Genomic DNA, 21,590 nt, shown 5'->3' with positions numbered 1-21,590 from the left:
AATCATAGAATATGAAATATATTTATCAAACATTTTATATTTGTCAGCCTAGCCTATAATCTATCGTGCTTATACCTAATCAGCTCCCATCGCTTCCAATTTCTACAGCATATTGTAGTCAGGATTTTTGTGTCCAGTGGCTTGATAGTGGAAGCGCAATCATTGCCGCTAGCAATTTTTATGCATCGCACTTTCATTTACTAAAAATATTAGTATATTCGGGCGCTAATAATTTAGGCGGCTTAACCTTTTTCCTTAATGTCAGAGCTTTATAAAACAAATAAGTTAAAATTTATCGATCTGTTCGCGGGACTGGGCGGGTTCCATCTCGCTCTGGCTGAATTGGGACATGAATGTGTCTTTGCCAGCGAGCTTAATCCGGAACTGCGCGATCTCTACAAGAAAAATCATGATACGGACATAGCAGGCGATATCAATTCGGTGGACGTCAAGTCCATACCCGCGCATCAGATCCTGTGTGCTGGATTTCCCTGCCAGCCGTTCTCGAAGGCCGGTTTCCAGCTTGGCCTGGAAGATCCAACAAATGGCAATCTTTTTTATAAGATCATGGAAATCGTTAATTATCATAAGCCCGAGTATATTCTGCTGGAGAACGTTCCCAATCTGAAAGGCCATGATGAAGGCAATACCTGGACTAAGATACACGGCCTGCTTTCAGTGCTATATGACGTTAAGGAGCAGGTTATGTCTCCGCATCATTTTGGCATTGCCCAGCACCGGCTGAGGATGTACATTGTCTGCAGATTAAAGAAAAAAGGTGGACTATCCTATTTTACATTTCCCGAAAAAGAAGTAAAGGAAATCAGTATCAAGGATATTATCATTGAGGATGACGATGACTACATGACGCTTCGTCCGGCCACAAAGAACCATATCGCTGTTTGGCAGGAATTCTTAGATCATCTTACCCCGGAAGAAGCGCCGAGCTTTCCAGTCTGGGCAATGGAATTTGGCGCTACATATCCCTTTGAAGGCCGCGCTCCCATTAAGCAGGAGAAATCGGAGCTGATGAAATATAAAGGGAAATTTGGCGAGCCCATCGAGGGTCATTCCATGGATGATGCGCTAAGCTGCCTGCCAATTTACGCACAGGCAGATACCAAGAAAGATCAGACCGACTTTCCTGATTGGAAAAAATCGTATATTAGAAGTAACCGCGCGTTCTACGAAAAGCATAAGGAATGGCTTGATGATTGGATACCAAAGATTAAAAGCTTTGAGAACAGCCACCAGAAATTCGAATGGAATTGTGGCACTAAGACTGCTCTAACGATCAATGACAAGATTATTCAGTTTAGGCCATCGGGGCTGCGTGTTAAAATGCCGACATATTCACCTGCGCTCGTTCTAACCACAACTCAGATTCCTATCTTCCCGTGGATGGATAGGTATATGACCAGGAAAGAGGCAGCAAAAATACAATGCATGGAAAATCTAAAGGAGCTTCCGCCGACTATCGCAAAGGCTTTCAAGGCACTAGGTAATGCGGTCAATGTCAGGGTAGTTTCCAAAATTGCGCAAAAACTGATTCAATAATGGCTATAAACTCCGTTTCCATCAAATTCAAGCCCGGCACCTACAGCGTGTTTCGGAATCTGCAGAACAAAGTGTGGTATGCGATAGGTGAATATGTGGATAATGCTGTTCAGAGCTATGAGAATAACAAAACTGCGCTAATTGCGGTGCATGGTGATGACTATCAATTTATGGTTGATATAGATATCAACTGGGAGCAAAGCTATATTCGCATCTTTGATAATGCGGGGGGAATTAATCAGGAGAATTTTCCAAGAGCATTTGAGCCGGCTAATATTCCCCTGGATAATACCGGCCTGCATGAATTCGGCATGGGTATGAAGACAGCCTCCATATGGCTTTCTGAGGTGTGGACGGTCAGATCGGCTGCGCTGGGAGAAAGCGAGGAGCGCCTGGTCACCTTTGACCTTCAGCAAGTCCTGGCTGATGAAAGCGAGGTGCTTGATGTGATCACTACCCCAAAAAGCGCCGCGGATCATTATACTGAGATCATGCTTCGCGGCCTTACTGCTAATGCGCCTTCTGCATTTCAGATGACCAAGCTCAAAAATCATCTCGCCAGCATCTATAGAAAATATATTCGCTCCGGACAATTATTGCTAAGAATCAACACAGAGGCACTGAACTATAAGGACCCTGAGATACTTAACGCGCCCCCAACAACTGATCCAGAGGGCCGAAGCCTGCTATGGAAAAAAGACATCAGCTTCACAATGGGCAAATACAGTGCTAAGGGATTTGTAGCGCTGCTGAATGAGCTATCAACAACGGAGCATAATGGATTTTCGCTTTTTCGCCGCGGACGGGTGATAGAAGGAAGTCACGATGAAAAGTATCGCCCAAAAGTGATCTGCGGCCAGATAGGGTCCCCCAGGCATAAGCGGCTGTTTGGGGAACTCGAGCTGGAGGGGTTTGATGTTAGCTTTAACAAGGGCAGCTTTCAGGAGACCAGTGAGATCGAGGCCTTAATGGATGCACTCAAGATAGAGCTATCCAGCAAGTCATTTAATCTGCTTAAGCAGGGCGATGAATTTCGCAAGCCTAAGCCCAAGGAAAACACGGAGAAGGTTGCCAAATCACTGGTCACCTCGCTTAATCAGGAAAATGCAGAAAAGCCGATAGAGGAAAAGATAGTGGTATCGCTTCAGGAAATTGGGAATAAGGATATTGATGATAATAATACTAAGCTGGAACTTCGGACGAAGGTTATTGATAGCCTCTCATTTACCATTCCCGTTAAGGATGAGACCTATCACCTCAAAATGGAGCTGATCAACGAGCCTTCAATCTCTAATCTATACTCGCTTTCTATAGAAGACAATGGCACATTCAGCAAATCGGCGGTATATAGGATCAATCTCAGTCATCCCTTTTTTAAGCGCTTTGAGCTGTTTCGAACCGATGAGGACTATAAGCCAGTAATTCATATTATCAAATCCCTGGTCATTGCCGAGATCTATGCCTCCTCGCAGGGCACAAAGGGCGCCGGCAATGTCAGAACAAACTTTAACAACTTTTTAAGAAACCTATAGCATGGCAGAGACATTAAAGATCGTACCGCAGCACGCAAATGGCTTTGAGATAAAAATCGGCAGCCAGACCAGCAGCCTGCTTAGCAGTAACGATAAGCTTACCAGTGAGGAGCGAGATACGCTGCTGGCCGAAACCGTTCAGATCCTGTCCAGCTGCAATAATCCCAATGGCCAGCCTGGTAGCCTGACGGGCATTGTCATAGGCTATGTGCAAAGCGGTAAGACAATGTCCTTTACCACATTGACGGCTCTCGCCGCAGATAATGGGTTCCGAATTATCATTTATTTTGCCGGTATTAAGAATAACCTGCTGGAGCAGACCACAAAGCGGCTAAAAAAAGACTTATTGATTGAGTCAAAAAATCGCCGAAGTTATAAAGTGTTTCAAAGTCCAAGCATAGCGGATGATGCAGAAACCATGATCAAGGGTGCGCTTAGCCAAAGCCAGCGTCCTGTAATACTGATCACTGTGCTAAAGCACTACAAGCACATTACCGAGCTTACCAAAATATTTCAGACGGCCGAAGTAAGCGGAAGCTTGGGAGCCGACGGTGTTCTTATTATTGATGATGAGGCCGATCAGGCGAGCCTTAATACCTACGCCAGGAAGAATAGCAAGGCTGAGGACTGGGAAGATGACGAGTTTAGCACCACCTACTCCAGTATCATGAATCTTAGGAACCATATTCCAAACCACACCTATATTCAGTACACTGCTACGCCGCAGGCACCGCTCCTTATTAATATCATGGATCTGCTGTCCCCTAAGTTTCATGTGCTGCTCACGCCAGGGAACAGCTATACTGGTGGGAAGACGTTCTTTAAGGAAAACCTGGGACTAGTCCTGCATATCCCGCGAGATGAGGTTTACCATTTTAAGCGAAATAACCTAGATGAATGTCCGCAGAGCCTTGTTGATGCGCTTCAGCTGTTCCTGATGAGTGTTGCTATTGTAGTGTATATTCAGGAAAAAGAGAGCTTTCTGTCTATGCTTGTACATGCTGACCGTGAGCAGGATGCCAGCAGAAAATTTTATAAGTGGGTTAAGACTTATCTCGGCAGCTGGCTGGATCGCCTGCGGCTCCCTGTGAATGATCCAAGCCGAAAAGAACTGATCAGAGAGTTCAAATACTTATATCCCGAAGCAATAAAATTAATAGCCGAACCGCCCTCCTTTGAGGATGTTATAGAGAATGTAAGTGAGGTGGTGCTGGATTACAACATCGAGCTGGTGATTAGCAGCGCAAAAAAGAACAGTGAAATTAATTGGAGCAACGCGTCCGCGCATATCCTGATCGGTGCGGAAATGCTAAATCGCGGCTACACTGTTGAGGGGCTTGCTGTCTCCTACATGCCTCGCTATACAATCGGAAAGGCAAATGCTGACACGATACAGCAGCGGTGCAGGTTCTTTGGCTATAAAAGAAACTACCTGGAGTCCTGCCGCGTATTTCTTCCTCAAAGCTCTATAGATGAATACGTCGAATATGTCGATCATGAGGAAATCATGCGCAGGGAACTGGCAAGTAAGACCCTGGAGGAATTCGAGCAGGTGCTTATTCTTAGCAGCTCAATGAATCCGACCAGAGGGAATATCCTAACCAAGGATGTTGTGAAATCAAAGCTCAAGGGCTGGAGACAGCTTAATGCACTGCAGCATATTGAGGAGAACATTAGCTTTATTGAGAATTTCAAGCGGCAGCATAGCTTTACGCCCTTTCATGAATATGGCACCGCCGATAGAAATCATAGATATATCAAGCTTCCTATCGATGACGTCATCAGCTTTCTGAAGGATTTTAAGATTGCCAATGTTCCGGATACACTGAGGAAATCTTCAACTATCCAGTATTTAAAGCATATTGCGGAAACCACGGATCTTAAGGAAGCCTATATTTTTGATATGGCTTTTGATGTAGCCACCGGACGCGAGCGCTCGCTTGTGGAGGAAGGCGGAAAGCTTAGGATCAACAATATATTTTCTGGCCGGTCTCCCTCTGGGATAGAGGAATATCCTGGTGATAAGGGCATTATGTTCCGGGACTTTTTATGCATTCAGATTCATAAGATCAAGCTAAAGCATGATTCGGCGTGGGGTAATCAGGTGATATATACCTTGGGTATCTATTATCCCGAGGCGCTGGCACACAGCTTTGTTGGCAACCCAGCTTAACCCTATGGCTTATCTTGCAGATCAATTTCGGGCGCTAGCGGCAGCCGGCGAAAATTCAGTTGAAGGATTTAATGTGGCGGCTATTCCAGGACTGGACAGTCATCGGCTGGGGCTTTCCGCGTCCCATCTGCCAATCTTTTTTATTCAGTGCCGCCAGACGAATAAGGATGCCGCGCAGCGTGATTACCTTCTGGACATGCTTAGCATAAAGTTCAACAAGCCCTGTGAGCTGATCGTTGATCAGCGTAGGCATCAGATCAGCAACTATACTATTATTGAGCTAAAAGCCGGCTCAGCAGAAATTATTCAGTATTTTCTGGATATCACCTATCTGATGCTGTCAAACCTTCCTGAGGGCTTTAGCCAGAAGGATCTCAGTCTGCATATCCAGAGCCTGATAAAGCTATTTACCTCTCTTTCGTCGCCACCGCTTAAGACCCTGCAGGGGCTTTGGGCCGAGCTGCTGGTTATTGAGCGGGCCAGCAATCCATCACTGCTATTGTCAGCCTGGCACCGATCAAATTCTGATAAATTTGATTTTAATGATGGCGCTGATAAAATTGAGGTCAAAAGCACCTCTTCCGGTAGGCGGGTGCATAGCTTTTCGGCTGATCAGCTTATACCCAATAAAAGCTCAGCGCTGCTGATAGCCTCAATCTTCGCGATAGAAACCAGTACGGGTAAAAGTATACTCGACTTATCGAGCAGTATAGCAGAAAAGATCAATGATCCATCGAAAATCTTTCAGCTAAAAGAGAAAATTGGAATTATCCTTGGAAGTGATCTGGAGCGAGCGGGCGAGGTGTATTTCGACTACAGACAGGGAATTGATAGCTGCGCATTCTTTAGGGGAGAAGATATCCCGAGAATTCATCCTCAGCACATTCCAGTGCAAATTAGGAGCGTTCGCTATGACTGTGATCTAACCGGTATCAGGCCCGCTACGCCCGGTGCATTAAAGTCAGCCCTTTTTCAGTCACTATAATTATTGCTCGATGAGCTTAGCGTACATGTTCTTTGCTACGGTCAGCCAGTCCTTAATGCGCATATTTACGTAGATGATGCCATAGTAGTCATAGCATGCCGTGGCAGCCTCCAATATTTTGCTTTCCTGAAGAAGGGGCAATATCTGAGCAATGATGGCAGGGTCTGAAATTTCGGCTATGATTTCAGGAGACGATATCTTCTGCTCAAATAGATCAGGCTTAGCGCTGTCTTGGGGAAAGAGCTTTTCAATATTCTGAAAGAAGTCAGGCAATGCCCTCCGCTCAAATGCGGCAAATGTCTCCCCCGTATTTAATGAGCCAATTTTAAAGCCACCCGATACTGCGGCCTGCTGAACGGTTGTTCTTGCATACAAAGAGACATTATTTTTGGTATTGATCCGCTGACGCAATTTTGCGGGACTCCAGCTTACATAGACATCATTCTCACTGTCATAGCCCAAAACTATGAGAGCCGCTTCGGCAGGAAGCGCCTGATTAAAGATCTCCATGTATGGGAGCTGAATACGAGTAATGTCTGGGCTGCCCTTAAAATAAGCAGGTGATAGATTTTTTAAAAAAATAAGGTAAGGCTTACCCGAGAGCCTTATAAAAAATGGGTTGCCTTCCTGAAACTCAAAATCAGACGTCTCAGACAGAACAGATGTGAATTTTTCTTTAAGCTCTTTCGGATAAAGTTTAAGCATATAATATATGAAGATATAGATAAAATATCTCATTTGTGAAATTTACAGCGCTAATGCTCCGGAATACATAGGGGAGCTTATGAGTTTATCTGCCTAAGCAGCGAAGCCAGCGTATCTGCTATCACTTTTGGCTTTAGCTCGCATTCCCAGACGGTTAAGGTACGCCAGCCAAGAGATTTTAGCCGCACGCTGTTTTCCGCATCCCTATTGGCATTACCCTGAAGTTTGGGTATCCAGTATTCCGGCTTTGACTTCGGCAGCCTATTGAGCACACAGCCGGCATGGCTATGCCAGAAGCAGCCATGAATATGGATCACCGTTTTGTACTTTGGCAGCACGATATCCGGCTTACCCGGCAGCCGCCGATCATGCAGCCTATACCTGAGCCCCTGAGCAAACAGGTATCTTCTAACCAGCATTTCCGGTCTGGTGTCAGTACTTTTGATGCGGGACATATTATAGCTCCGGCTGCCCTTTGGAAATGATGATGTCATATGCTTATTACAAGCGCTATCCGAAATTGTTCCCTTGGCATTACTCAGGGATCAATAATGCGCCCCTTGAAAGCGTGTCTTACATCACGACTCCAGTCATTAGCCAGGGTGGATTTAGCATAAAAAATTCTATTTTAGAAAAATGGACTGGCAAAAGGATAAGGCAATTGTAACCGGAGCATATTTCGGGGCAATAGACACCTGCAACAAAAAGCTTTTTGAAATTATTAAGCCGCACGGCGAGCAGCTAAGGGAGGTTTTCCCGCTGATTGAATATATTATAGACAGAGTTAGCGCCGTGACGGTCCTGACACAGGGCGACCTGCTGTGGGATGCGGATATTATCGTCAGATCCGCGCTGGAAACTTTGGTTAAATTTGCTTTCATCGCAGACGCGGAGGAAAGCGAGCGACCTATGCTGCTGCACGAATTCTGGTATGCGCTATCTGAAATCCATACACTAAAGCTTTCAGATCAGGCGCAGAAAAATCTTAAGCATACGGGCGAGGAGAAGCTTTATAAGCTAGCGTACTCCCCCCAGGTGCTTTCCGCAGAGGAAGAGCAGCGCCTAAGAAATAAATGGAATAAAACAATTCGGAAGCAGCTGGAGCAGAAATGGTCCTTCAGTGAAATTGTACGGCATCTGTCATCAAAACATAAGGGCACTGCACTGGAATCGATAGAATTCGTCACACATACCTATAGAATGTCAAGCCATGTGGCTCACGGCGATGAGATCGGCATTAATATGATTCGGGAGCGCGAGTCAAGATCAGAAAAAGAAAAGGCCGACGTTAGTGTAGCCCACTACCTGCGCCTGCTAAGCGATTCCTTTCATTACTGCTATCTAACCGCGCTATATACTGTAAAATACGTGAAGGCTGATCCGACTTTCTTTACCAGCCTATCGGCATCCCTAAGGGAAATACATGAGCTGACGGCTCAATATCATATGGCCCCTTTTAATGACCCGGACTATGACAAGTTTCGGTAGCATCAATTCGCAATCTCGGTTTTACGCTTGGTATCAGCCATAGCCAGATTTAGTAGCATTTGTCACTCATAGTCTGCCAATATACCGCCTGCTTTTCTGTACATTTGAGCATGAAGCAGCACGCAATTACTCCCAGCCGCGCCGGCCAGATATGCAGAATAGCATGTCCGCTGGAAGATGAGGATCCGCAGGAAGTATTTATCATTGCAGAAGACCCTAGTCCTTTTAGCGATGAGGATGACATCTATATCGTGAGCTTAAAAGATCTTCAGCGAAATATATCCACCCCGCAGCTGGCCTCGCAGGTTGCTGTCCAAAAGAAAGACCTTACCGTTATAGCTGAAGACATCGCGGCTTATGTCGATTCCTGGAACCAGCGCAGCTAGGATTGCTTCTTTATAATAAGATGCGAAAGCGAGGGATCGCTGAGCAGGCGCTCATACTCCAGCTGAATAATCTCCTGCACATCCTGCTTGATCTGTAAATAATTCCGCTGCACAATCCCACTATTGATCTGCCGCACTACCGGCAGTTCCTGGTAGCCATCAATCTCTTTTTTTAGTGCCTCATGGTCATTAATGATCTCGCAATGAAAAGCCTTTAATTCGATCTTCTCGTCGGGGTTATCGGCAACCATACCCACAAACTCGCCGGAACTCAAAGCTGAAATGCGGGAGGCCGGCACCGCAGCTTCTAGCTGCTTCGAACGGCTAATGGAAGTATCAGTCCGGTTAATGGATAAGCTTTCGCGGTCCTGCATGATCCGGCCAATCTTTTCCGATACATACTTAGCTGTGTCGCCGGACACCTGGCCGACTGCCATATTACCGGTAATATTCATGATTACATCGGCTTGCTCTTTGCCATAATCCTTACGCAGCTGGCTGGCATCCTGTATCCCCAAACAGGTAGAAATTAAATTACTACGGCCAGTACTAATGGTGGGTATGATATCCGTCGTGAGCGTTGGAAACTCATCAAACACCAGGCTGCACTTCAATTTATTTTTCTGATTGATGATCTTCAATAGCCGGTTGGTGAACAGCGATAACACCGCGCCATAGATCTGTATCTTCTGAGGGTTGTTGCCCATGCAAACGATCTTCGGTGCTGCTGGATCATTAATGTCCAGTGTAAACTCGTTACCTGATAGCACATAGTACAATTGCGGCGAAGCGATGCGTGCCATCGTGATCTTGGCCGAGGCGATCTGCCCCTCCAGCTGCTCCACCGCATCCCGCATAAAGGCGCTTACAAATGGGTTGATCAGCACGTCAATTTCCTGCTCCGTGCGCAGGATGGTAAATAATTTATCATACTCCACCTGCATTAGCTCGATCACATGCGGCAGCGTACAAAACTCACCGTCTTTATACTTGCGCAGGTACCAGATGATCGCCGTTAAAAAGTTGATCGGGCTTTCCACAAAGAAATCACCCTGCCGCTTGATCCATTCACGGTTCAACCCCAATAGAATTGTCCGCGCTGATTCCACTGCATCCGTCAGGTCAAGCATGGCCGATGGGTCTAAAGGGTTACAGCGACTGCTCCGCGATAAGTCATCAAAATTGATCGAAAAGAACTTGGGCGCGACCTTGTAGTTGCCCTTATATTTCAGCCAGGTATTGTAAGCAATGACCGCCAGATCCGGCATTTTAAAGTCATAGACGAACATGGCAAATCCCTTCCGGATATGCTGCGTGATCACATGCCGGATAATAAAATAGCTTTTGCCCGACCTTACGATCCGGGCGATCCCAATACAAGGAGCGCCCGGAACATATTGATATAGTTGATGTAAGAATTACGAACCTTGCCCTTCAGCACATAACGCGCCGGCAGGTTCACTGAATACTCGTTTTCGACCAGGCGCTCCTCCTGCGGGAACGTCTCCTGATCACGGTTAAAAATATCGCCGCTTAACTTATCGCGGATGATCCGGGAAACCATCGTGCCGCCGCTCAAGAACAACAGGTAGCCTAATCCGGTAACACCCATGTACAGGGAAGCTACCAGCTGCACCTTTCCCCCCATAAGCAATACCAAATAGCTGATGAAGAACAGCAATAAACCCACCACCATGTAAAGCAAGGCCGTTTTATAATGCTGCTTGTCATCTTTCTTCCCCTTCACTCCGATCAGCGCAATGGCGAGAAAGCCTAAAGCGATTAGCTTTGCCTTATAAAAATTGCTGAATAAACCCGTTCGCACGATGTTTCTCAGCAGCCTGTCCGTCAGCGGCGACACCCAGTGCCAGCCGACAAAAGCCCCATAACACACTTCATAAAAATGAAGCCCTAAAACCACCATACTGATCACCCTGGTCATATCCAGAATCTTGCGCATCGCCTGATCATTTTCTCCCGTCTGCATCTTATCCTCCTCCCTAAATCAATTACACAATCCTTACACATTTATGCCTCGCGCACCTATACTGGCGGCAAATACTGCCGCTTCTTTTTTCGTTTCTTTCGCTTCAACTGCCAGTCCATCACATCCGGCTGTTCACCCGGTTCCAGCAGCGTTTCGACGACACCCGGCACCATTATATTCTTTCCCTCGCTAGTAAAATTTTGAGCCGTGTTTACGCTTTGCCACCCATGTTTGACCGCCCTGCCTTGCCCCAATTTTTCCGCTTCCCCGTTTTGCTTTTTCCCCTCATCGGCCGCCGTTTTTGCACAGCGTTCCAACACGGCTTTGGCACTGTAATCCTTACCCAATTCGCTGCCATTAAAAACAGTCTTCTTGACGTGGTCCACGTAAGTAATCCCATAGATCAATCCATCTGCATTCTGACGGATGACGAGATCTATCCCCGATTTTTTTAGAGCTTCTGCTAAACCAGGCAGGTCCGTTCCACCGCGCAGCAACGCCAGATCCACCGCAGTCTTTATCCTGGACCGGTGTTCAGGCGACTTCTCCGTTTCCTTCTGCACAAACTTTTCCTGCAATTTTTTCAGTGTCGGCCTGTCAAAAAAGTCACTCGCCTTGATCGGTACACCTACCTTATTCCCCCGCTCGTCCAGCACCCGGTAAACCAGGCCATCATGCGCCCTGATGCGCGAACCTTCGCTACCGGTATCGGCCGTAATATGGTATAAACCCAGCACCGCATTTAATTGGGGAAGGGAGCTGAATTTGTAATTTTTAATCACTGTATTAAGCACTCCTGCAATCGCCCGTTTTGTTTCCATTTTACCGTATAAAGCCCGCTGGACATTGACCGGTTTGAGGTGATTAACTTCCCGTTCCTGCTGCTTGTCCGCTTGTATCAAACCGTAGGCGATTTCGATTTCCTTACGGGCGACCTGTGCCTGGTTCCGGCCCATGTTGTTCAGGTTGATCGCTTTCCCATCCGGTTTAATATTCGTCGTTACCAGATGGATATGCGGGTGTCCCGCATCGAAATGCTGGTACAATAAATAAGGCTGCCCGGCAAAGCCGATCTTCTCCAAAAACACCGCAGATATTTCCTTCAGCAACTCCTCCGACGGGTTTTCTGAAGGATGAAAATTCAAAGAAAAATGAACGCTGTTAACCCTGGTCCGCTGGTTCAATTCGGTTAGCTTTTCGAGCCGTGCCAGCTTCTGGTAAACGCTCATATCTGCCGCATCCATCGGGTAATAGCCCGCCTCCAGGCACTTTGCATGGCCGGTCTTTACCTTCTGCTCATTATAGTTTAAGCAGTTGCGTAAACTGCTCGACGAATGCATTACTGCAACCATTGCGCACTGATGGAATTGATCTTTAACCTGATCTCTTCGGCCTTGCTAAAAAACACGTCCTTATCCTGCTCGAACCGCCGCAACCATCCCTGCAATTGCGGCAAATGATCCAGCGTATGCAGGCGGTGAACCGCCTGGTTAAAATTCACGCCGATGGCGTTCAGTTCCTTTCGCAGCAGGATCATTTCCGCTATCAAATCATCCAGCGATTGGTTGCGGGTATAGACTGTCATCGTCTTGCCAAACAGCACCCGCCGCACATACTCGCTCAGTTTGCCCGCCGTGCTTTTTTTCCAGCAGTTGTCTAATAAGGTATATTCATCACCCGTTAGCCGCAGGCCGATAAGCCTGACCCGGCCCGTTTTCTTTTCCTCCATCACTTATCCCTATCAAAGTCAAATCATAATACCTCAAAATATCCAGCCTCTACCACAAGCCTGCACTGACCCAACCGCCCCCGACTTCGGAGGGGGCGGCCAGATTTCAGTTGTTGTTAAACAACTGTACATCTGGCCGATTGCGCACAAGGCAATCTAACCCCCATGCTGATGAGGGGAAAAACATAACTAATAAACATCGATATTTCAGCCCGCCGGCCGTAATCCTAATGCCGGCTTCAGCTGCGACTTTGGCACTTCGCCCTTGTGTACCAGCCAGTCGTTTAAATCCTTATGCTGGCAATAAAACTCGCTTTTATCCCGGTACCGCGAACCCAGCGATAAGGCGTATTGCGTATAAGCCATACCCGTCACATCCCGGTCCAGCCAAAGCTGGACGGTCTCATGCTGCTCCAGAAAAGGTAGCGCCCGGTCAAATAAGCCAGCACCGTTCAGCACCACGAAATCAGTACTGCCAGGTTCCACATAAGGATGCAAAGTCTGCCAGGAAAGGAAATCGAAAAAGCCCTCGAAAACATCTACAGAACGGGCGCCAAAACTCAGCGTTGTAATATCTTTCGGCGAACTGCTCTGCTTGTAGTTTTTGTTGCGGATCTCATAGCCGCCTGCATCATTTTTAAAACCGATGCCGTAGTAGGAATGGCTGCCGATCTGGTAGGCGATCTCCGAACAAAAACCATCCGCTACCGCCACTGGGATCGAGCGCTCGTGTAGATAGTTTTTGAGCGGGTAAGCGTACAATGGCCGGACACCGGTAACCAACACTTTACTATTGGTGCCCGGCCGCCATTCATATAAGCCAGCGTCAAAAACAGGCACTTGATGGGCAGTGCTATCATCACTAAATTTCACCAGTAATTCCTGGATCGAATAGCCGTAATAGCGCAGGCAAAAGTCCAATGGGTTACCGCCCGCAGCCAGCGCGAAGTCATACCATTCATTGGTTAATAAATTAATATGAAAACTGGCGTCTCTTTCATTTCGCAGCGGTGATAAATACCAGTAATCTGTCCCGTTTTTTTTGATCGCCACCGGCACATGGCCCAGCCGTTCCAGGTACGCCACCATATCCATTCCCCTGATCAGGCCCAACGAAAATCCTGTCTTTCCAAATTCCTCCATCACACATCCCTTTCACATTCAGAGCCCAAAAGTAAAACGGCTATTTCATATTTACCTATCCTCCCCATATTTTGATGAGGATCGAGATGTATTTGCCAGCTACTAATTATCTTTATCAAAACTATTATTATGACACTTTGCCTAGCCTGGACTCAAAATGGCAGAATAAATATCGCATCCGATTCACGGGGAGGCCATGCTGACGAGTATATTGATACCCTGATCAAGGTCATGGATCTGCCTGTCAAAATTGAAACACCCGTAGATCAGGACGGTAAAAGCGAATTCGCTTACGAGCAGACGCTGGGGTTTTGTTTTAGCGGCCGGACGTTCAGCTCGGTTATTATCCGCGATCATTTTGCCGAGATGTTAAAGCATCTTCAGTTTTTGCCGGGAGTCACGGAATTATCGCTGGAAAATATTGTAAAATTTATCGCCAAGCTGTTTACAAGGGTAAGCAGGGAATTCAAAGAAGGCTATGATTGGGACCCGGAAACAGAATTTTTAATTGCAGGTTATTGTCCTCTTTTAAAAGAGGTGGCAGCTTATAATTTAAAATTATATACAGGCGATGCTCCGGGAGAATTTGAACCCTCTATTGACCGTGTATTAGCAGATCCGGAGGAAATATTTTATATGGGGTCAGGACAGGATCGCGCGATTGAAAAGATAGAGGAAGAAGATCTGAACACTTCATCGGAAATACTGCGTGTGCTACGGGATATTTGCAGGGATGATATACCTGATGTGGGCGGCTATATGCAGTTCGGTCTTTTTGATAAAGAAGATCCGAAGAACTTTGTTATACGTGGAGTGATAGAATATGAGATAGACGAAAATGATGAATTTGAATATGTTTACATTTATCGTGGACTGGAAATGCATCGCGGCGATTTTGAGGTTAACGAACAGGATTTACAAGTTCGTATGCGCTATTTTTCACCATTTCATAAAGAGATCAAAGATTATTTCGACCGTAAAGCAAGCGGCGATTGACCCTCCCCATATTTTAATGAGGATTGTTTCACAACGGCCGCATACCTTTGCATCCATTATTAATCATTAAAGAAGAGTGTATGGCGATGAATGTTTTAGGTAAGGTCTATGAGACCTTATTATGCAGTCCGGGGATGAATGAAGCGGTTAAGATCGATATCAAAGTCAGCCGCAAAGCGGTTTTACTTTTGAGCAGTGTAATCGAGAGCGGTCTTAGTAAGGAAGGCGGGCAAGCGCAGGAATTATTGGCCTTGGTGCCACCGGATCACCTCGGGGAATTGAAGACCTTTGCCGATGACTGCTTAAAGAAGGCTGGGTTAACGGAACTTAGCGAAAAAATGAAAGGGCTTCAATCCAAATGAAATATCAGTAGCTATTTTATGGCCTGCCCGAAACGGCAGGCCATTTTTAATGAGCAAAGTTTAACTAATTTTAAAACTTTTGCTCCTTGCTGTCATATATTAACCTTAATCATCACAAATATGAAATTTGAAAAAGTAAGCTCGCGTTTTGAGGACGAAGAAATGCTGCAAAAATTCCTGACCGAATGGCCGATAGATCGGTTAGCCGGCATTACATTACGGCAATATAATGACACGGGGGACAAAGAAACATTTTGCCAGTACGTAGAAACAAAAACGCGGGCATTAGGAAGCATCAAAGGAAGTAATTCGACTAAATTTGGAATTTATAAGCGGCTGAATAAGGACAAAAAACCAAAGGGCACCAAATCAGACGATAATTATACATGGGTTCGTCATTACAACGACCAAAGCCTCAATGCACATATAGCTTTTGAGCAGGTGATCAGCGAAGTACAGCAAATCGCAAACCTGGCGGCCACAGGGGATTTTGAAGCCATAGAGCACTTCAGGCTAAGATCAATGTTTCGCTGGAAAATTGCATTCCTTTACTCTGACAACCGGCTGATCCCCATCTTTTCCAAGTTGAATTTGATACAGATCGTTAACCGAATGGGGATGAATGCCAGCTACCATACACCCTATTATCAAATGCAGCAATTTTTGATGGCACGGAAGCCATTTGATAAAACGGTCGTGGAGTATATGCGTGATCTGTATACCGAACACCGGATAAAGATTGATAAAGTAAAAAAACCAAGAAGGCCGGCTAGTGGCAGACGGGGCGTAACCCGCAAAGGTACCGGCCCGCAAAATCGAAGGGGACATGAAGCATATACCGCCAGTCAGTTTCATAATGAAATACAAACTGCTTTATATGAACAGCTATGCGATAAGTATGGGAAAGGTTGCGTTAATATGGAACTCGATTGGGTGGACATCTTAGTGGAGCTACCTCAAAAAATCATCCTATATGAGATCAAAAGCGACCGCTATGCCTCTGGCTGTATCATTAATGGCCTTGGCCAGATACTCGGCTATGCTTTCCGTGCCAGAGAGCGCTATCAAAAAAAAATAGAACTGATTATCGCTGGTGCCAACGCCGGTTTTGATAATGAGCAGGAGATCGTCGATTTTATTTTTGACCAGGTGAAAATGCCTATCAGCTATCTGAAAATCGAGTATTAATTTAAGTATTAGTCCCGCTGTGCCAAAAGCCTAGTAAGCTTTGCCCGGAAATGTGCAGGGTAAATGGTTTCATGGCCGGCTGGGGCCTGGTAATGCTCCAGCCAATTTAAATCTCGCCCCAATAAATTAATAGTCATAGCGATACCGCCATAACTGAACCTGAACAAAAGTGTCTGCTGATCCGCTTCCTGGTAAAGCAAGTGGCAACGGGTTTTAGCCAGCTCAAACTTATGGTAATTGATGGGGATACTTTCGAATTTACCATGCGCCGGAGCCGATACCACGAGTGGCCATTCCGCCTGATTGGTATTATCCAAAAACTGCCGAAGCTCTTTAAAATCATACTTTTTATAGACTTGCTTTTTTGAGGTAAATAATGCCTCCAAGCCGATCTTCAATAAAGTTTTGGAAACTGCCACTTCGTTTTTTTCAAATGTTGGCAGCTTGAGTGTGAACGTTTGGCTTTCAGGTTTCCAGTCAACAATATCCTCTTCTTTCAAACCAGTAAGCGTAACCAGATTTTTAACCAGGTCTTTATTCCCCTGAATGCCGAAGCCACCCAGCTGACCTTGCGCAGCATTACCTTTCTTGTTAGGAATGCCCATTCGCGCTCGCTCCATCAAAAAGATAGTGCTGCTCAGCGCCTCCCGCTCGAACTTCCCAAAACGGCGGTTACACTCATCACAAACGCGGCTCCGCTCCATCAGGTACACCGTATTGCCTAATGATTCCGATACAATGTGCTCAATAGATTTAGCTGTGTTTTCCTTGCCGCAAAAAATACATTCCATACAATAAGATAATAATTTTTCAGGACAAAACAAACATACCTTTGGAGAGTAAGCTCCGGATTGAGATCATTTTAACTTAGCTCAATAAAAATTAAACAGCAACTGCCGCTGTGTTGGTCGGCGCAGAGATGGCTTTAGCCGCCTGCGCCGGCGAAGCGTAACCACACGGCGGCTGTTGCTTCTACCGTTAAGCGGGTGAGCCGGTATGGGGTGCGCGGAGCGCGCGGAATAGCGGTGAACCGGCTTAACGGCATCCGAGCTATGAATTGAAAATAGTTCAATTAGCTTTTCTGTGTAGCCGGGGCTAGGCATTCTACACAACGATTGTTTGCAGTTTCACTGAAATATTTATTTACAAAACAGTATCATCATCCCTTTAGATACCTGAATTTGCGCAAAGTAAAGCCTGATAAAAATGTCTGCCATAACTTTTATAGCGTTGCGGCGATATTTGTTTAATTGCAAAAGGTATCCGTAGCTGTATCATTTACTGCTGCTCGCCTGTTTTATTAAAGGCCAGACGATTTAAAGCTCCTTAATTGCCTACCTTTGCGTCCTCAAAAGCTCAGCGATGGAAGACGAATATTTAGCATTAGGCGTAGGAAAGCTGGAGATCGAATGGCTGCGAAACGCCATTGGCCGCCAGGATCATTCCGTGCTGTTCAGCGCGAATGATAAGATTGATATACCCTACTACTTTGATGATAAAGATGGAACTATAATCAGCAAGCCCGCGCCCGGCTACAGTAAATCCATGGAAGCCGTACGCGAGCGGCTTGACCTTTTGGGCTATTCCTTTGCCAAGCTGCCCACCAAGCTGGAAGACTATTTTCTGACCTTTCCCTATGAAACGAAAGCCCTTAAACAGCTTAGCGCAAAGAAAATTATTGATATGCTTGCCGCTATCGATGTCGATCAAATCGATTGGGTAGAACATGAAGGTGACGCTGATCTGGGCGAATTATTCACCCGGCGCATCCTGACCTTGCCGCAATTCGATCCGCTAAAGCAATATCTGGACAAATTTAAAGGAGTGGAACCCTATGTCTTCGAGCAAATCGATCCTTACATCCTGCTGGCCGCGATTGCCCATAACCCCAAAAATGCACATTTGCCAGTTCAATGGCGGCGCGTGGAACCGCTTGGTGATGGCTTAGAAATCAATCAAAAGTTCCTGATCGTCACCGAAGGCTCCACGGACGGGCTGGTCATCAAGAAAGCGATAGAAATATTAAAGCCGAACGTCGCCGACTTTTTTGACTTCATCGACATGAAAGATAATTATCCCTTCGGTAGCGCAGGTGAGCTATCCAAGTTTTTTAAAGGCTTATGCAAGGTAGGTACCAGCCGTCCGATCATTTTTCTTTTTGATAACGATTCGGAAGGACACGGCAACCTGCAAAAACTGCAAGGTGTAGCTCATCCGGTCAATTTTAAGAAATTCGCTATGCCCGATATGCCGGAGTTTAGCAGCTTTGAAACGCTTGGTCCAACTGGCACAGCGATACAGGACGTCAATAAAAGGGCTGTAGCCATTGAGATGTACCTCGACCATGCCTACAAAATTCAGGACAAGCCCTTTGTCCGCTGGTCTAGCTTTAACAGCATGGCCAAGGAATACCAGGGAGCACTGGAAAACAAGGAGAAGTATTTTGACAAATTTATGGACCTAAGGGCTGGCGATCACGCCAATTATAATTTTACGCGGCTTAAAAAACTCTTAGATTTCCTGATCAGTAAGATCGTAGACTGACGACAGATCAGGCTGGTTGCCGCAGCAAGGTAGACAGGCTGCCAAACTGATAAACTATGCCGCCATCGGGCATGGTTAAGGCGATATAGGCCACTGGTTCCAAAACTTCGGGGTTTTGTGCCATAGTACCGCCTTGATATAGGTCTAGTATCCTTCGTAAATCGGTATATGGTGCCCAGATTACTGGGACCAGAAGAAATTTATTAAAAATTGCCGCACCTCTTGTTTTCTTCTGAAACTTCCGGGCATACTGGCTGGATAAGCGTTCGTCCAACCGGGTGTTTTTTTCATCGATATGAATATTAGTCACTTCGATCAGTTCCTTGCCGCCGTCACTTGTTCGCTCGAACAAAAAATCAGCTGAGAGATCGCCGACAATTGTCGACTCTACTTCTATCAGGCGGAAATTGCCGCCTTTAGTCACCGCATTCAATACCAGTAGCTCGCCCAGGAAATTCAGGAACTTCTCATCGTCAGCGATCATTAAATTATACAGCGTTGGGATGACCTGCTTCTTTTCTTCGCCGGTAAACCGGTCTGCCAGCTCTTCCAGCAGTTTTTTTACCAAATCAAAAAAAATAACTGCAGCCCGCTCGTCACGAAGCTTACCAGTGATCAGATCAAAGAAGTTGCGTTTAACCAGTAAGTAGTTGTTATTTGCTTCAAAATCAGCTTTTCGCTGCAAATAGCGCTGTTTAAAATTACTTTCCAATTTAAGCCATTGCGCAGAGTCAAAATCCCGGACGCTAAGAAAATCAAATAGCACAGGCAGATAACTTTGTAAACGGCCTTTCAAGTCAAGGTCAAGATTTTCGGTGCCGAACGGTGCCTCCATATACATTTTTAAATTAATGATTTACGATAAGCCACAGCATACTACGCCTTATCTGCTGCATAACGGTTAAACTAAGCGGCCGATGCCTGGTTTCAACGCGCAATACAGTTAAGTTCCATTAGCGAGGACAGCTATAAATATACATTGATTGTTTTAATTTAGATTCACTCCCTAACTTTGTGGCAGAAAACGCCACAAACAGACGACGGTTGCTAAGAAAAATATATGAGGTGTGCTGAACTTAATGACATTGAAATGGTGTCCTACCTTGCAAGTATTGGCATTAACCCGGTGCGCGTTGTAGGTGATTTTCATTATTACCTGTCGCCATTGCGAGACGAGAACCATCCTTCTTTCCGGATCGAGCGCTCCAGGAATAAGTGGACTGATTTCGGTATAGAACTGAAGCGGAAATCATTTCTGGACTTTATCATGGCGTACCGGAATATTGACATCAAAGAAGCCGTAAGACAGCTGAATAACCAGGAGATCAGGCCTGCAGCCTATATCCGCAGCGCCGACCTAAGACTGGAACCAATGCCGGAACCGCTAAAAGTCAAGGTATTTAAAGATTCCATGCTTCAATCAGCAGCCTTACTTTGTTATCTCCAGTTGAGAAATATAGACCTGGAGATAGCCAGCCATTATTGCCGTGAAGTGAACTTTAACATTAAGGGCAAGAATTACTATGGTATTGGTTTCCGGAACGACAGCGGGCGCTTCGAGATCCGCAGCCCCTATATGAAGGCAGCTGAGAACAAGCAGATCACTACGATCAATAACTGCGCTACAATGGTGCGAGTCTTTGAAGGCTTTTTTGATTTTCTCACCTTTATGACCCTGCACAAAAATAACCCGCCGCACAGTAACTACGTAATCCTGCACTGTGCCCACCTGATGCGCCGCAAAGAGACACAAGATTTTTTGGCACTTCATGATAAGGTATTTCTGTTTCTGGATAATGACCCTACCGGTGAAAAATATACCCATGAAGCGATCAGCGCTGACGGAAAGCGGTACGAAGACCGACGGTTCCAGTATGCAACCCATGCCGACCTCAACGAATGGGCAGTGGACAAAGCAGCGGATGTGCTAAGAAAGAAGAAGTGGTCGCAAGACAACCGCTGACAAACAATACTTAATAGAAACATACTTGCGCTATTATCTACTTTAGCTCAAACCGACAAGACTTAGAACAAGGAAATGCCTATTCAGCTACGGAAAGAAGTGATCCGGAAATCTGGGCACACGAATGCTGCTTATCATAATAATTTGAAATCTGTAGAGGATTGAGTATTTTTGGTTTAGCAAATCATGACCATCAACTACTCGCAGCTAACAGATACCGAACTGGTCGATAAAATCAACCAGTACGATAAGCGCGCGTTTGAAGAGGTCTATAACCGCTACTGGCTGGCCTTATACAATCATGCCAGGAGAATGCTGAAAAACGATGATGAAGCGGCCGATCTTGTCCAGGATATTTTTTCTTCCGTTCTGGATAAAATGGGGACGCTGACTTTTCACACTACTCTAGCCGCTTATCTCTTTCAGGCGATTCGGTTCCGTGTAATCAATATATTTTACAGGGAGCAGGTAAAGCATAAATATTTGCAGTCCCTGCGCGCCTATTTTGACCGCAATGAAGCACAGGCAGATGACTCGATACGGGCTAAAGAAATGACTGAGCTTATTGAGCGTGAAATTGCGGCGCTTCCACCGAAAATGCGGGAGGTTTTTGAGTTAAGTAAAAAATCCTACCTGAGCAATAAGGAAATCGCTGAAGTTGTAAATATCTCAGAAGCCACTGTTAAAAAGCACCTGGTTGTCGCTCTTCGAAGGCTGCGCGCAGGGTTAACTTCAACTATGTTACTTAGCGTGATGGCCACCTTGCTTTGGCTAAACCGAGTGCAATAAGCATACTGAATTCTTATAAATGTTTGATTTCACAGTATATTGCTGTGAAAGAAATCATTTTCA

Annotated in this window: 21 protein-coding genes; 12 read left to right on the top strand and 9 right to left on the bottom strand. The window is 45.8% G+C overall.

The features are described from left to right. Nucleotides 1-258 precede the first annotated feature (258 nt). From HDC91_RS13535 to HDC91_RS13520, 4 genes are read left to right on the top strand one after another with little or no spacing between them, the layout of a single operon-like run. Entirely contained in the window at nucleotides 259-1,557 is a 1,299-nt protein-coding gene (locus tag HDC91_RS13535) for a DNA cytosine methyltransferase (protein ID WP_183553036.1), read from the top strand. Further along, a complete protein-coding gene (locus HDC91_RS13530) occupies nucleotides 1,557-3,089 on the top strand; it encodes an ATP-binding protein (protein WP_183553035.1) in 1,533 nt (510 codons plus the stop codon). Before HDC91_RS13535 ends, HDC91_RS13530 begins: the two co-directional genes overlap by 1 nt. A 1-nt stretch (nucleotide 3,090) precedes the next feature. Further along, complete coding sequence (locus HDC91_RS13525; RefSeq protein WP_183553033.1) at nucleotides 3,091-5,262, top strand: Z1 domain-containing protein; 2,172 nt, start codon at nucleotides 3,091-3,093, stop codon at nucleotides 5,260-5,262. Nucleotides 5,263-5,266: 4 nt separating this feature from the next. Beyond that, nucleotides 5,267-6,247, top strand: coding sequence for a PD-(D/E)XK motif protein (locus HDC91_RS13520; protein WP_183553031.1), 981 nt, complete (start codon nucleotides 5,267-5,269; stop codon nucleotides 6,245-6,247). Here the strand turns inward: HDC91_RS13520 and HDC91_RS13515 are convergent, their stop codons facing one another. Both HDC91_RS13515 and HDC91_RS13510 read right to left on the bottom strand, forming a co-directional pair. Continuing rightward, complete coding sequence (locus HDC91_RS13515) at nucleotides 6,248-6,952, bottom strand: hypothetical protein (RefSeq protein WP_183553029.1); 705 nt, start codon at nucleotides 6,950-6,952, stop codon at nucleotides 6,248-6,250. 77 nt (nucleotides 6,953-7,029) lie between these two features. Then, nucleotides 7,030-7,446 carry a very short patch repair endonuclease gene (locus HDC91_RS13510; RefSeq protein ID WP_183553027.1) on the bottom strand — a complete coding sequence of 139 codons (417 nt, stop codon included), beginning with the start codon at nucleotides 7,444-7,446 and terminating at the stop codon, nucleotides 7,030-7,032. A gap of 142 nt (nucleotides 7,447-7,588) precedes the next feature. Here HDC91_RS13510 and HDC91_RS13505 point away from each other — a divergent pair, with 142 nt between their 5' ends. Together HDC91_RS13505 and HDC91_RS13500 are read left to right on the top strand one after the other, a co-directional pair. After that, entirely contained in the window at nucleotides 7,589-8,440 is an 852-nt protein-coding gene (locus HDC91_RS13505) for a DUF5677 domain-containing protein (RefSeq protein WP_183553019.1), read from the top strand. 110 nt (nucleotides 8,441-8,550) lie between these two features. Further along, the gene (locus HDC91_RS13500) at nucleotides 8,551-8,826 is read left to right on the top strand and encodes a hypothetical protein (RefSeq protein WP_183553017.1); all 276 of its coding nucleotides are present in this window, start codon (nucleotides 8,551-8,553) and stop codon (nucleotides 8,824-8,826) included. Here the strand turns inward: HDC91_RS13500 and HDC91_RS13495 are convergent. The 5 genes from HDC91_RS13495 to HDC91_RS13480 form a co-directional block, all read right to left on the bottom strand. Beyond that, a complete protein-coding gene (locus tag HDC91_RS13495) occupies nucleotides 8,823-10,148 on the bottom strand; it encodes a type IV secretory system conjugative DNA transfer family protein (RefSeq protein WP_370576838.1) in 1,326 nt (441 codons plus the stop codon). The genes HDC91_RS13500 and HDC91_RS13495 overlap by 4 nt on opposite strands. Before the next feature lie 32 nt (nucleotides 10,149-10,180). Continuing rightward, nucleotides 10,181-10,813, bottom strand: coding sequence for a YWFCY domain-containing protein (locus tag HDC91_RS20195; RefSeq protein WP_370576837.1), 633 nt, complete (start codon nucleotides 10,811-10,813; stop codon nucleotides 10,181-10,183). A 56-nt stretch (nucleotides 10,814-10,869) separates the two neighbouring features. Beyond that, nucleotides 10,870-12,165, bottom strand: a complete 1,296-nt coding sequence (locus tag HDC91_RS13490) for a relaxase/mobilization nuclease domain-containing protein (protein ID WP_183553015.1) — start codon at nucleotides 12,163-12,165, stop codon at nucleotides 10,870-10,872. Then, entirely contained in the window at nucleotides 12,153-12,542 is a 390-nt protein-coding gene (locus tag HDC91_RS13485; protein WP_183553007.1) for a plasmid mobilization relaxosome protein MobC, read from the bottom strand. Before HDC91_RS13485 ends, HDC91_RS13490 begins: the two co-directional genes overlap by 13 nt. Before the next feature lie 207 nt (nucleotides 12,543-12,749). Further along, nucleotides 12,750-13,685: a toprim domain-containing protein gene (locus tag HDC91_RS13480; RefSeq protein ID WP_183553005.1), complete on the bottom strand. Its 936-nt coding sequence runs from the start codon at nucleotides 13,683-13,685 to the stop codon at nucleotides 12,750-12,752. A gap of 129 nt (nucleotides 13,686-13,814) precedes the next feature. Here HDC91_RS13480 and HDC91_RS13475 point away from each other — a divergent pair, with 129 nt between their 5' ends. The 3 genes from HDC91_RS13475 (at nucleotide 13,815) to HDC91_RS13465 (ending at nucleotide 16,231) form a co-directional block, all read left to right on the top strand. Then, nucleotides 13,815-14,681 (top strand): hypothetical protein, encoded by an 867-nt coding sequence (locus HDC91_RS13475; protein ID WP_183553003.1) that lies wholly within the window; start codon nucleotides 13,815-13,817, stop codon nucleotides 14,679-14,681. 47 nt (nucleotides 14,682-14,728) lie between these two features. Beyond that, nucleotides 14,729-15,043 (top strand): hypothetical protein, encoded by a 315-nt coding sequence (locus HDC91_RS13470; protein ID WP_255476725.1) that lies wholly within the window; start codon nucleotides 14,729-14,731, stop codon nucleotides 15,041-15,043. A 120-nt stretch (nucleotides 15,044-15,163) separates the two neighbouring features. Further along, nucleotides 15,164-16,231 carry a hypothetical protein gene (locus HDC91_RS13465; protein WP_183553001.1) on the top strand — a complete coding sequence of 356 codons (1,068 nt, stop codon included), beginning with the start codon at nucleotides 15,164-15,166 and terminating at the stop codon, nucleotides 16,229-16,231. Nucleotides 16,232-16,239: 8 nt separating this feature from the next. Here HDC91_RS13465 and HDC91_RS13460 read toward each other — a convergent pair whose 3' ends face one another. Beyond that, entirely contained in the window at nucleotides 16,240-17,022 is a 783-nt protein-coding gene (locus HDC91_RS13460) for an HNH endonuclease (protein WP_183552999.1), read from the bottom strand. Between the two features lie 571 nt (nucleotides 17,023-17,593). Here HDC91_RS13460 and HDC91_RS13455 point away from each other — a divergent pair. Continuing rightward, nucleotides 17,594-18,775 (top strand): HEPN/Toprim-associated domain-containing protein, encoded by a 1,182-nt coding sequence (locus tag HDC91_RS13455; protein WP_183552997.1) that lies wholly within the window; start codon nucleotides 17,594-17,596, stop codon nucleotides 18,773-18,775. Nucleotides 18,776-18,782: 7 nt separating this feature from the next. Here HDC91_RS13455 and HDC91_RS13450 read toward each other — a convergent pair whose 3' ends face one another. Further along, on the bottom strand, nucleotides 18,783-19,610 hold the full coding sequence (locus HDC91_RS13450; RefSeq protein WP_183552995.1) for a hypothetical protein: 828 nt from the start codon (nucleotides 19,608-19,610) through the stop codon (nucleotides 18,783-18,785). A gap of 255 nt (nucleotides 19,611-19,865) precedes the next feature. Between HDC91_RS13450 and HDC91_RS13445 the strand changes: the two genes are divergently transcribed. After that, a complete protein-coding gene (locus HDC91_RS13445) occupies nucleotides 19,866-20,738 on the top strand; it encodes a toprim domain-containing protein (protein ID WP_183552993.1) in 873 nt (290 codons plus the stop codon). Between the two features lie 186 nt (nucleotides 20,739-20,924). Then, nucleotides 20,925-21,527, top strand: a complete 603-nt coding sequence (locus HDC91_RS13440) for an RNA polymerase sigma factor (protein WP_183552991.1) — start codon at nucleotides 20,925-20,927, stop codon at nucleotides 21,525-21,527. Nucleotides 21,528-21,590: the final 63 nt, after the last annotated feature.

The organism is Mucilaginibacter sp. AK015, from assembly GCF_014200785.1.
Taxonomy (GTDB): domain Bacteria; phylum Bacteroidota; class Bacteroidia; order Sphingobacteriales; family Sphingobacteriaceae; genus Mucilaginibacter.
The sequence above is the reverse complement of the archived record's forward strand: the minus strand, read 5'-3'. Positions and strand labels throughout refer to the sequence as shown.